General features: G+C 73.2%; 13 protein-coding genes and 1 riboswitch. Of the genes, 11 read left to right on the forward strand and 2 right to left on the reverse strand.

Going from position 1 to position 11468, the window contains the following annotated elements; genetic code table 11:
- Positions 1-2 precede the first annotated feature (2 nt).
- Genes BLW43_RS20615 through cobJ form a run of 3 tightly spaced genes read left to right on the forward strand, consistent with a single transcriptional unit; the run spans position 3 to position 2121 of the window.
- Positions 3-632, forward strand: coding sequence for a precorrin-8X methylmutase (locus tag BLW43_RS20615; RefSeq protein WP_093256359.1), 630 nt, complete (start codon positions 3-5; stop codon positions 630-632).
- Entirely contained in the window at positions 629-1369 is a 741-nt protein-coding gene (locus BLW43_RS23170; protein ID WP_139284172.1) for a precorrin-2 C(20)-methyltransferase, read from the forward strand. The genes BLW43_RS20615 and BLW43_RS23170 overlap by 4 nt, the downstream gene beginning before the upstream one ends.
- Complete coding sequence (gene cobJ / locus BLW43_RS20620) at positions 1366-2121, forward strand: precorrin-3B C(17)-methyltransferase (RefSeq protein WP_139284173.1); 756 nt, start codon at positions 1366-1368, stop codon at positions 2119-2121. Before BLW43_RS23170 ends, cobJ begins: the two co-directional genes overlap by 4 nt.
- Here cobJ and BLW43_RS20625 read toward each other — a convergent pair.
- Positions 2094-2849, reverse strand: coding sequence for a cobalt-precorrin-6A reductase (locus BLW43_RS20625; protein WP_093256362.1), 756 nt, complete (start codon positions 2847-2849; stop codon positions 2094-2096). The genes cobJ and BLW43_RS20625 overlap by 28 nt on opposite strands.
- On the opposite strand from BLW43_RS20625, the gene cbiE reads away from it, so the two are divergent.
- The 8 genes from cbiE (at position 2848) to cobD (ending at position 10065) form a co-directional block, all read left to right on the forward strand.
- A complete protein-coding gene (gene cbiE / locus BLW43_RS20630; RefSeq protein ID WP_093256364.1) occupies positions 2848-4062 on the forward strand; it encodes a precorrin-6y C5,15-methyltransferase (decarboxylating) subunit CbiE in 1215 nt (404 codons plus the stop codon). The genes BLW43_RS20625 and cbiE overlap by 2 nt on opposite strands.
- Positions 4059-4439, forward strand: a complete 381-nt coding sequence (locus tag BLW43_RS20635; RefSeq protein WP_093256365.1) for a cobalamin biosynthesis protein — start codon at positions 4059-4061, stop codon at positions 4437-4439. The genes cbiE and BLW43_RS20635 overlap by 4 nt, the downstream gene beginning before the upstream one ends.
- A complete protein-coding gene (cobM, locus tag BLW43_RS20640; RefSeq protein WP_093256367.1) occupies positions 4439-5233 on the forward strand; it encodes a precorrin-4 C(11)-methyltransferase in 795 nt (264 codons plus the stop codon). The genes BLW43_RS20635 and cobM overlap by 1 nt, the downstream gene beginning before the upstream one ends.
- On the forward strand, positions 5226-6545 hold the full coding sequence (locus tag BLW43_RS20645; protein ID WP_093256368.1) for a cobyrinic acid a,c-diamide synthase CobB: 1320 nt from the start codon (positions 5226-5228) through the stop codon (positions 6543-6545). The genes cobM and BLW43_RS20645 overlap by 8 nt, the downstream gene beginning before the upstream one ends.
- Complete coding sequence (gene cobA, locus BLW43_RS20650; RefSeq protein ID WP_093256370.1) at positions 6542-7276, forward strand: uroporphyrinogen-III C-methyltransferase; 735 nt, start codon at positions 6542-6544, stop codon at positions 7274-7276. Before BLW43_RS20645 ends, cobA begins: the two co-directional genes overlap by 4 nt.
- Positions 7269-8006 (forward strand): precorrin-6A synthase (deacetylating), encoded by a 738-nt coding sequence (gene cobF, locus BLW43_RS20655; protein ID WP_093256371.1) that lies wholly within the window; start codon positions 7269-7271, stop codon positions 8004-8006. The genes cobA and cobF overlap by 8 nt, the downstream gene beginning before the upstream one ends.
- A complete protein-coding gene (locus BLW43_RS20660; RefSeq protein ID WP_139284174.1) occupies positions 8003-8941 on the forward strand; it encodes a GHMP family kinase ATP-binding protein in 939 nt (312 codons plus the stop codon). Before cobF ends, BLW43_RS20660 begins: the two co-directional genes overlap by 4 nt.
- A 137-nt stretch (positions 8942-9078) precedes the next feature.
- Complete coding sequence (gene cobD, locus BLW43_RS20665; RefSeq protein WP_093256374.1) at positions 9079-10065, forward strand: threonine-phosphate decarboxylase CobD; 987 nt, start codon at positions 9079-9081, stop codon at positions 10063-10065.
- A gap of 54 nt (positions 10066-10119) precedes the next feature.
- Here cobD and BLW43_RS20670 read toward each other — a convergent pair whose 3' ends face one another.
- The gene (locus BLW43_RS20670) at positions 10120-10791 is read right to left on the reverse strand and encodes an energy-coupling factor ABC transporter permease (protein ID WP_093256376.1); all 672 of its coding nucleotides are present in this window, start codon (positions 10789-10791) and stop codon (positions 10120-10122) included.
- A gap of 32 nt (positions 10792-10823) precedes the next feature.
- A riboswitch (cobalamin riboswitch) is annotated at positions 10824-11025 on the reverse strand.
- Positions 11026-11468 lie beyond the last annotated feature (443 nt).

Raw genomic sequence — 11468 nt, forward strand, 5'->3', positions numbered from 1 at the left:
AGATGCCCTACGCCTACGAGACTGACGGCGCCGCGATTTACCGCCGCTCCTTCGCCATCATCCGCGCTGAGGCCGACCTCGCCCGCTTCGCCACGGAGGAGGAACGGGTGGTGGTGCGCATGATCCACGCCGCCGGTATGGTCGGGCTGGCGGCGCATATCCGCATGAGCCCCGGCTTCGCCGCCGCCGCCCGCGCGACGCTGGAGGGCGGCGCCCCGGTGCTGTGCGACGCGCGGATGGTCAGCGAAGGCGTGACCCGCGCCCGCCTGCCCGCAGAGAACCCAGTGCTGTGCACCCTGCAGGCGCCCGAGACCCCGGCGCTCGCCGCGCGCCTGCGCACGACGCGCTCCGCGGCCGCGCTGGAGCTGTGGCGGCCCCATCTCGCCGGCGCGGTCGTAGCCATCGGCAACGCGCCGACGGCGCTGTTCCACCTGCTGGAGATGCTGGAGGACACCGACTGTCCCCGCCCCGCCGCGATCATCGGATGCCCGGTCGGCTTCGTCGGCGCGGCGGAGTCCAAGCAGGCGCTGTGGGAGGCTGCGCCCGTCCCCTGCCTGATCGTCGAGGGGCGGCTCGGCGGCAGCGCCGTCACCGTCGCCGCGGTCAACGCGCTGGCGAGCCCGCAGGAATGAACGGTCCCGCCGCCCAAGGCCGGGTGTACGGCGTCGGCGTCGGTCCCGGCGATCCCGAGCTGATGACCGTGCGCGCCGACCGGCTGGTGCGCAGCGCCCGCCATGTCGCCTATTTTCGCAAGGCCGGGCGGCCCGGACAGGCGCGCCGGATTGTCGAGGGGATGCTCTGTTCCGACGCGGTCGAGCACGCGATGGAGTATCCCGTCACCACCGAGATCCCGCTGGACGATCCGGCCTACGCTGCGGCGCTGGCGCCGTTCTACGCCGAGTGCGCGGCGCGGCTGCTGGCGCTGGTCGGGGAGGGCGAGGACGTGGTGACGCTCTGCGAGGGCGATCCATTTTTCTACGGCTCCTTCATGCACCTGCACGCCCGGATCCGCGGCCACGCGGCGGTGGAGATCGTGCCCGGCGTCACCGGCATGTCGGCTGCATGGACGGCGACCGACGAGCCTGTGACCTGGGGCGACGATGTGCTGACCGTGCTGACCGGAACGCTGCCCGAGCCGACACTCGTCGCGCGGATGCAGGGCGCCGACGCGCTGGTGGTGATGAAGGTCGGCCGCAACCTGCCCAAGGTGCGCCGCGCGATAGCCGCCGCGGGGATGCTGGAGCGCGCCTGGCTCGTCGAGAACGCGGCGATGCCGGGCCAGACCGTCGCGCCGCTGGCCGCGGCCGCGGAGCGCGCGGCGCCCTACTTCTCCATCGTCATCGTGCACGGGCGGGGGCGGCGGCCGTGAGCGCGGGATGGCTGGCGGTAGTGGGCCTCGGCCCCGGCGACGCCGCGCTGGTGACGCCGCAGGCGCAGGCGCTGCTGGACGCGGCCACCGACGCGGTGGGCTACGGTCCCTATCTGGCGCGGCTCGCGCCGCGCGCCGGCCTCGCGATCCACGCCAGCGACAACCGCGAGGAGCTGGACCGCGCCGCCCACGCCCTGTCGATGGCGACGCAGGGGCGGCGCGTCGCGGTGGTCAGCTCCGGCGATCCGGGCGTCTTCGCCATGGCGTCGGCGGTGTTCGAGGCGCTGGAGGCCGGGCCGCCCGCCTGGCGCGGGCTCGACGTGCGGGTGGCGCCGGGAGTGACGGCGATGCTGGCGGCGGCGGCGCGGGCGGGCGCGCCGCTCGGCCACGACTTCTGCGCGATCAACCTTAGCGACAACCTCAAACCGTGGGAGACGGTGGAGCGGCGGCTGCGGGCGGCGGCTACGGGCGATTTCGCCATGGCGCTCTACAATCCGCGCTCGCTCGCCCGGCCCGACGGCTTCGCACGCGCCCTCGACCTGCTGCGCGAGGCATGCGGCTCCGGGCGCGTGGTGATCTTCGCCCGCGCCGTCTCGACACCTGAGGAGGCGCTGACGGTGACGACGCTGGGCGAGGCGCGGTCCGGGATGGCCGACATGCGCACGGTGGTGCTCGTCGGATCGAGCCTGACCCGCGTCGTTTCGCGCGCAGGCGCGCCCTTCGTCTACACGCCAAGATGGGCGCCGGCATGAGCGACCCAGTCCAGCACCTGCCCCGGCGTTTGAAACTCGCGGCGCGGCGGCGGCGCCGGCCGGTCGATCATCACCACCGGCAGGCCGAGCGCGCGCGCCGCGTCGATCTTGGCGCGCGCGCCGCCGCCGCCCGCGTTCTTCGACACCACGAGGTCGATGCGGTGCGCCCGCATCAGCGCGCGGTCGCCCGCTTCAGTGAAGGGGCCCCGGTCTATGATCGCGGCGCAGTCGGGGAAGGGCGGCGGCGTCTCGGGCGCATCGACCAGCCGGAGAAGGTAGAAGTGCTGCGGCTGTGCGGCGAAAACCGCAAGATGCATCCGGCCGATGGCCAGCATGACGCGCCGCGGCGCGCCGACCAGCGCGGCCGCGGCGGCGGCGATATCCGGGACGCGGGTCCAGCAGTCGCCCGGCTCCGGCGCCCAGGGCGGGCGGACCAGCGCGGCGAGCGGAACGCCGGACGCGACGCTGGCGGCGACGGCGTTGGCGCTCATGCGGGCGGCGAAGGGGTGCGTGGCGTCGACGAGGTGGGTGAAGCCACCGTCGCGCAGATGGCCCGCAAGCCCTTCCACGCCGCCGAAGCCGCCGACGCGCACCGGCAACGGCTGGCGCGCCGGCCGGGCCACCCGGCCTGCAAGCGACACCACGCCGTCAAGGCCCGCCGCGGCGACGGCCTGCGCCAGCGTGGTCGCCTCCGTCGTGCCGCCGAGGATCAGGAGCCTGGGTCGCATGGCTGACGCTCCGGTCGGGCAGGGGCCGTGGCTGACGATCGTCGGCCTTGGCGAACATGGCGCGGAGGGGCTGTGCCCGGCAAGTCGCGCCGCGCTCGCCGCAGCGGAGGTCGTGATCGGCCCTCCGCGTCACCTTGCTCTGATAGGGCCGCTCGCAGCCGAGACGGTGGCGTGGCCCGCGCCCTTTGCCGACGGACTGCCGCTGCTGCAGGGCCTCCGCGGCCGGCGCGCGGTCGCGCTGGCCTCCGGCGACCCGTTCTGGTTCGGCGCCGGCGGGGCAATCGCGCGGGCGCTGGCGCCGGGCGAGTGGACCGCCCTGCCTTACCCCTCGACGTTCTCGCTGGCCGCCGCGCGGCTCGGCTGGCCGCTGGAGCGCATCGTCTGCCTTGGCTTGCACGCCGCGCCGCTGGCGCGCCTGCGTCCGTATCTCGCGCCTGGCGCCCGCGTCCTCATCCTGCTGCGCGACGGCGCGGCGATGGCGGCGCTGGCCGACTGGCTGACGGGCGAGGGCTTCGGCGCGACACGGCTCCATGCGCTGGAGGCGCTTGGCGGCCCGCGCGAACGGGTGACGACCATGCGCGCCGACGCCCCCGCCCCCGGCCCCTTCGCCCACCCGGTCGCCGCTGCGCTGGAGGCGGCGGGCGACGGCTTGGTGCTGCCCTGCGCCAGCGGCCTTGCCGACAGCTGGTTCGACAGCGACGGCCAGATCACCAAACGCCCCGTGCGCGCGCTAACCCTGTCCGCCCTCGCCCCCCGGCCCGGCGAGCGGCTTTGGGACATCGGCGGCGGCTCCGGTTCAGTCGCGATCGAGTGGCTGCTGAGCCACCCTGCCGCCGAGGCCGTGAGCGTCGAGCGCCGTCCCGACCGCGCCGCCCGCATCCGCGCCAACGCCGCCCGGCTGGGCGTCGACCGCCTGGAGGTCGTGGAGGGCGCGGCGCCGGAGGCGCTTGACGGCCTGCCGCGGCCAGACGCGGTGTTCGTCGGCGGCGGCCTGTCTGCGGCGTTGCTGGCGGCGCTGGAGGCGCGGCTGGCGCCGCGAACGCGCCTCGTCGTCAATGCCGTGACGCTGGAGACCGAGGCGCTGCTGCTGGCAGCCCATGCCCGACGCGGCGGCGCGCTGCTGCGCGTGGCGCTGGCGGAGGCCGCGCCGCTGGGGTGCGGTCTGGGCTGGACGTCGGCGCGGCCACTGACGCAGTGGAGCGCGACGCTGTGATCGTGGCGGGCTTCGGCTTTCGCGCGGCAGCGACCGCCGCCAGCCTCGCCGACGCGCTGGCGCGCGCAGCGCAGGGCCGATTGGTGGACCGCTTCGCCGCCGCCGCCGACCGCGCCGCGGCGCTCGCCGCCGCGCTCGGCGTCGCGGTGGAGGAGGTGGACGCCGCCGCGCTGGCGGCGCAGGAGACGGCGACACGCTCGGCTGCGGCGCTGGCGGCGCGGGGAACCGGCAGCCTCGCCGAGGCCGCGGCGCTCGCCGCGGCGGGGCCCGGCGCGCGGCTGCTCGGGCCGCGCGCGCTGTCAGCCGACCGGCTGGCCGCCTGCGCTCTGGCCTGCTGCGAGCCCTCCCTCGCGCCGGAGTCGGAGGTGGAGAGGTGATGACGGTCCATTTCATCGGGGCCGGGCCCGGCGCGCCCGACCTGCTGACGCTGCGCGGGCGTGACCTGATCGCCGCCTGCCCGGTGTGCCTCTACGCGGGCTCTCTGGTGCCGGAGGCCGTTCTGGCCCACTGCCCACCCGGCGCGCGGATCGTCAACACCGCGCCCCTCGACCTCGACGCGATCATGGCGGAGATCACGGCGGCGCAGGCCGCCGGCCACGACGTCGCGCGGCTGCACTCGGGCGACCTGTCGGTTTGGTCAGCAATGGGCGAACAGCTCCGCCGCCTGCGCGCCATGGGCGTGCCCTACACTGTCACGCCTGGCGTTCCGGCCTTCGCCGCCGCCGCCGCCGCGCTAGGAGCGGAGCTGACCCTGCCTGGCATAGCGCAGTCGGTGGTGTTGACGCGCACGCCCGGCCGCGCCTCGCCCATGCCGGACGGGGAGGGCCTCGCCGCTTTCGCCGCCACCGGCGCGACGCTAGCGCTGCACCTGTCCGTCGCCCGGTTGGCGGAGGTGGTCGCAGACCTGACTCCCTTCTACGGAGCCGATTGCCCGGCGGCCGTGGTGTTCCGCGCAAGCTGGCCCGACGAGTGCGTGATCCGCGCCCCGCTCGGCGGCCTCGCCGCGGCCGTCGATCCGGCCATCTCCCGCACCGCGCTGATCCTTGTCGGCCGGGCCCTCGGGGCGGAGGATTTTGCGGAAAGCCGCCTCTACGCCGCCGACTACGACCGGCGCTATCGCCCGAAGACGGACGACAGCGTCTGGGCGGACTGGCGACACGGCGATGACTGAGCGCCCGCCCCCCGGCCTCATGGTCTCCGCCCCCGCATCGGGGACCGGCAAGACCACGGTGACGCTCGGCCTGTTGCGCGCCTTCGCGGAGGACGGGATGGCGGTCCAGCCCTTCAAATCAGGGCCGGACTACATCGACCCGGCCTTTCATCAGGCCGCGAGCGGGCGCGCCTCCTTCAACCTCGACGGCTGGGCGATGGACGACGCGCTGCTCGGCGCAATAGCCGCGCGGGCTGCGGGCGCCGACCTGTGCGTCGCCGAGGGGTCGATGGGCCTCTACGACGGCGTCGCGACGCGCGGACGCGCGGGCTTCGGATCCAGCGCTGAGACTGCGGCGCGGTTCGGCTGGCCGGTCGTGCTTGTGCTCGACGTCTCCGGTCAGGCGCAATCGGCGGCCGCAACCGCCCTCGGCTTCGCCGCCTACGCGCCGGAGCTGCCCTTCGCTGGGGTGATCCTGAACCGGGTGGCGAGCCCGCGGCACGAGCGGCTGACGCGGCTGGGCATGGAGCGCGCGGGACTGACGGTGCTGGGCGCGCTGCCCCGTCGCGGCGATCTGACCCTGCCGGAGCGCCACCTCGGCCTGATCCAGGCGGTGGAGCATCCCGACCTCGACGCCGCGATCGCAGGCTATGCGGCGTTCCTGCGCGCCCACGTCGACCTTGCGGCCCTGCGCGCTGCGGCAGGCGGCGCCGCCCCGCCCCGCCCCGGCCGGCTGCCGCCGCCGCCGGCCCAGCGCATCGCGCTGGCGCGGGACGCGGCGTTCTCCTTCGCCTATCCGCATCTGCTGGAGGGCTGGCGCGCCGCGGGCGCCGAGATCATCCCCTTCTCGCCGCTTGCGGACGAGCCGCCGGACCCCGCGGCGGATCTGGTCTGGCTGCCGGGCGGATACCCTGAGCTGCACGCTGGCAGGCTCGCCGCCGCCGCGCGCTTCGCGCAGGGCCTGCGTGCGCACGCGACGACCCGGCCCGTCCATGGCGAGTGCGGCGGCTACATGGCGCTCGGCGCCGCGCTCATCGACAAGGACGGCGCGGCGCACGCGATGACCGGCCTGCTCGGCCTCGTCACCTCCTACGCGACGCGAAAGCTGCACCTGGGGTATCGTCGCGCGGTGCTCGCGGCGCCGATGCCGGGTTTCGCTCCGGGCGCCGCGCTACGCGGCCACGAGTTTCACTACTCCACGACCGTCGAGCAGCCCGACGCGCCGCTCGCCGCGGTCGCCGACGCCGACGGCGCGCCGACGCCCGAGACCGGCTCGCGCCGCGGCCATGTCAGCGGCACGTTCTTCCACCTGATCGACGGCGAGACGCCGTGAGCGGGGCCGGCTTCGTCAGCTTTGTCGGCGCCGGGCCGGGCGACCCGGAGTTACTGACGCTGAAGGCCGTCGACCGGCTGCGCCGCGCCGACGCGGTGCTGTTCGACGACCTCTCGGCCGGGCCGATCCTCGCGCACGCGCGCCGCGGCGCCGATCTGGTCGGCGTTGGGAAGCGCGCCGGGCGACCCTCGCCGAGGCAGGACCACGTGAGTCGGCTGCTGGTGGACTACGCCGCCGCGGGCGGGCGGATCGTGCGGCTGAAATCGGGCGATGGGGGCCTCTTCGGGCGGCTGGAGGAGGAGTTGGTCGCCGTGCGCGCCGCGGGCGTGCCCTTCGAGATCGTGCCCGGTGTGCCGTCCGCCTGCGCCGCCGCCGCCGCCTGCGGCATTCCGCTGACGCGGCGCATGACGGCGCGGCGGGTGCAGTTCGTCACCGGCCACGACGCTGCGGGCCGACTGCCCGAGGACATCGACCTCGACGCGCTCGCCGACCCGCGCGCCTGCACAGTGGTGTTCATGGGGCGCCACACCTTCCCGGCGCTGGCCGCCGCCCTGATTGTCCGCGGCTTGCCGCCGAACACGCCGGCGATCCTCGCCGAGGCCGTCAGCGCGCCAGAGCAGCGTCTGCAGCGCATGACGGTCGAGACACTCGCTGCGGAACTGGCGGCCTACCCCGGCTCGGCGCCCGCGCTGATCCTGATGGGGCCGCTGGCCGAGGGCGGCGATGCGTGAGCTCGTTCTGGTCGGCATTGGAACCGGCGCCCCGGGACATCTCACGGACGATGGACGCGACGCTCTGACCAGAGCCGACGTCGTCCTCCTGCCCCGAAAAGGCTCCGACAAGGCTGCGCTCGCCGAACTGCGTGTCGCCCTGTTGCGGTCGATCGGCTCTTCCGCCCGGATCGCGCCCTTCGACATGCCGAACAGGAACGAAATCCTGCCTTATGAGGAGCGCGTCGAGCGATGGCACGACGCGATCGCGGCAGTATGGGCGGAAGCGCTCCGCGTCGCGAAGCCTCAGGGCGCCGTGGCGCTGATGGTCTGGGGCGATCCGGGGCTTTATGATAGCACGTTGCGCATCGCCGCACGACTTGATCCGGTGCCCCGGCTGCGCGTCATTCCCGGGATCACCGCGCTGCAGGCGCTGACGGCCGCGCATGCGATCCCCTTCAACTCGGTGGCGGGATCGGTTCTCGTCACCACCGGACGGCGCCTCCGGACGGAGGGGTGGCCAGCGAACGCGGAGACGGTGGCGGTCATGCTGGATGGCGACGGCGCCTTCGCCGCGCTCCCCGACCAGGGCCTTCACATCTGGTGGGGGGCCTATCTCGGCATGACCGAGCAGATCCTCGACGCCGGCCCAATCGCCGAAGCGGCGCCGCGCATTGCGAGCGCGCGGGCGGCCGCGCGGCTGCGTCACGGCTGGATCATGGACACGTATCTGCTCAGGCGCGGAGCGTGAGCGGCGCGACCAGCGGCGCTTACGCGCGCGCCGCGCCGGGAAAGGCCGACGCAGCCCATCGCGCGCTCGCAGACGGCCTCGGTCCTGGGCCGCTTCTCAGAAGCGCGACGGCGACCGTGGCGGGGCATTTCGGCGAGTTCCTTCAAGGCCGCCAAGGCGCGAGCGGGCCCGTCGTTCTGGTCACGCTGCCCTGCCCCGCGCTTGCGGCCCGAGCGACTTGGCGGTTCGAGAGAGCATTCGCCTATGCGCCCGGTCCGGGTTCGCCGCTTTCAAGGCGCCGGGCGGCGATGCTCATGCGGGCGCTGACCGGATCATTGGGGGGCCGGCTGCGCCTTTCGTGGACCATGAAGCCGGGCGGCGGCATGGGGTCCTCGACTGCGGCGCTCGTGGCGACCGCGCACGCGGTCGCCGCAGCGCTCGGGAGGCCGCCGCCACCGGCTGCCGATCTCGGACTTCTCTGCGCCGGAATAGAGGGCGCGACCGATCCGTTGATGCTCGACAGGCCCGCCGCGGCCATCTGGGCGTCGCGAGAGGGCAGGATCGTCGGTTCGACGATCGCGCCGCCCGCGTTCGACGTCGCGGGGACCTTGCTCGGCGTACCCGAGCGGACTGACAGCACAGACTCGAACTTCGCGAATGTTGCAGATCTTGTGACTGCATGGACTTCAGCCGCAGTCCGCGGCGACCGTCGGACGCTGGCGGAGATTGCAACAGAATCCGCGCGGCGCAACGCAGCGCATCGCGGTGGCGCGCCGCTCGGTCCGATCCTCGATGCAGCGACGAGGACGGGGGCGCTCGGCGTCGCAATCGGACACACTGGTCCGGCGCGTGCGCTTCTCTATGCCCCGGGCGATGGCGATCCTTCTGCGGGCGCACGGGCGCTGCGCGCACTCGGCGGCGTCAGCGTTATCTGCTTTCGGACGCCTCGCCCATGAGCGATCGTCCGGCTCTGGTCGGCGCCACGACAGTCAGCGGGCGGCTTCGTCGGATAGTCTTTTGCGCCAGATCGGCCAAGCTCGGAGTAGGATTGTGCGGCTCAGATTGAGGCTTTCTATGCGATTGGATGTCTCCCATGCATGACGGACGCAGTCTCGACCACGGAGGCGATCTTGGCGTCGCGATATCGCGGTTCGGGGGCGACCGCTCCGAATGGATCGACCTTTCGACCGGGATCAATCGGGTATCGTGGCCCATTCCCTCGTTGTCGGCAGAGGTCTGGCGCGACCTGCCGAGCGCCGCCGCGCGCGACGCTTGCTCCAACGCCGCCCGGCGGGCCTATCGTGTCGCCGCAGACGCCGCGATCCTGCCCGTCGCCGGCGCACAGGCCGCCATCCAGCATCTGCCCCGCTTGCGCCGCCCCGGTCGCGCGGCTGTGCTATCGCCAACCTACAACGAGCACGCGTCCGCATTCGCCGCTGAGCAATGGCGGGTCGAGGAGGTGACCACGCTGGACGCGCTCCGCGGCGCCGACACCGCAATCGTCGTGAACCCCAACAATCCTGATGGTCGCCGAAGCGAACCTGGCGCGCTCCTCGATATCGCTGGGACAGTCGGCCTTCTCGTCGTGGATGAAAGCTTCGCCGACATTGATCCGGATGTGTCGCTTTGCGCCCAAGCCGGTCGGGACGGACTTCTGATCCTGCGGTCCTTCGGCAAATTCTACGGCCTCGCAGGCCTGCGGCTCGGCTTCGCGATTGGCGCCTGTGACGACGTCGCGCGCCTTCAAGCTCTGGATGGTCCTTGGCCCGTGTCAGGGCCAGCGCTGGCGATCGGAGCCGCCGCACTCGGAGACGATGCTTGGGTCGGAGCGACGCACGCCCGTCTTGCTGCGGACGCCGACCGCCTCGACCGCCTCGTGGCGCAAGTCGGCTGGCGGAGCGTCGGCGGGACGTCGTTGTTCCGTCTATACGATGTCGGCGACGCCGCTGCGGCGCAGCAACGACTGGGGCGCGCCCGCGTCTGGTCGCGACGCTTTCCGTGGTCTACAAATTTCGTCCGCTTGGGTCTTCCGGGGGGCGAGGTCGAATGGCGGCGGCTTGCGCATGCGCTCGAGGGATGACCGCAGGGCGCGCAGCCGAGGCTTCCGCGGCGCTGGCCGCAGAAGCCCCTTCGATCAGGCGGGGTTGTGCAGCCGGTTGACGACGATCCCGCGACCCTGCAGCCCGCGCAGCGCCTTGGCGCCCGCCAGCGCGGCGAGGTCCGCCAGCGGCTCGACGATCACCACCAGCATGTATGCCGCGCCGAAGCTTGCAACGTCGCCCAACACGCTGGCCCCCTGACCGTAGAGCGCCCAGAACGCCACCCAAGCGACGATCCCGCCCTGAAAGGCGAAGGAGAGCTTCAGCACCTCCGCATAGCCCAGATCGACGTAGGGCTGGTGCGCCGGGATGATCCGCCGGGCGAGCGCGTGGACAAGAAACAGCGGGAACAGCAGCGTCGTCACGTTCACAGTGAACATCGGCAGGTCGGAAGGCGCGAAGAACAGCCCCTGGACCAGCAGCCCGGCCGCCAGACCGACCGCCGCCGGGCCCGCGCCAAGGATCAGCAGCAGCGTCGTGCCGAGGATCAGATGCACCTCGCTGACGCCGACGGCGAAATGGGGCAGAATCTCAAAGCAGATGAACGTTCCCACCGTCGCGAGCACTGCGCGCGCGACGAAGGACGGCAGGCTGTGGGACTTCAGGTCGTCCGCCGCCAGCTTCAGGGCGATCCCCGCGCTGCCGGCGGCGGTCGCGTAGGACAGGTACATCTTGGCGCCATCGACGACGCCCGGCTCGATATGCATGACTTCTCCTCGCCGCCCCACCGGCGGCATTGCTGACACGTCCTGCGCCGGCAGGTCTCCTGGCTCACGGGTCGTCGCCTTGGTGGGCCCGCCTTCCCAGATTGCTCCAGTGGCGTCAGCCCGGCTCACCGCTCACAGTTGCGGGGGCAGCCGCAGCTTTGGCGCGTCGCACCGCACTGCGTTCCCTCTTTCCTCCGGCAGTCGCCCACCGGAACCGGTCACAGCCCTCAAAAGGCACCGCAGCACGACGCGCGTCAACGGCATTCGTCTTGGCCGGCGCGCTTCTGCGTCGCGCCGAACGATAGATCGTCGTGGGATGCCCGTTGCGCAGCGCAGCTCCGTCGGGCCCGCGGCCAGCGCCCGACCGTAACTCAAGCAGGTCGTGCGGCATGCACGGCGCACGGACAAGCGGTGGCCGCCTTCCTCGGCCCAACGCCTCGAATGACCGTTCCTGCGTGGATCATCCACAGCCCGCGACCGGCCGTAAAGGCGCACTGCCGGGCGGTCGCCGGCTTCCCCGGCCCGACGTCGCGAATGACCGCACCTGCGCGAGTCGTCACACATCCCGTGACCGTCGGCTTTGGCGCAGGCCCGGCGGTCGCCGCATCCCCCGGCCCGTGGTCGGGAATGACCGTTCCTGCATGACTCGCCCACACCCCGAGACCGACCGAAACGGG

Origin of the sequence: Rubrimonas cliftonensis, assembly GCF_900107585.1 — a bacterium.
GTDB lineage: Bacteria > Pseudomonadota > Alphaproteobacteria > Rhodobacterales > Rhodobacteraceae > Rubrimonas > Rubrimonas cliftonensis.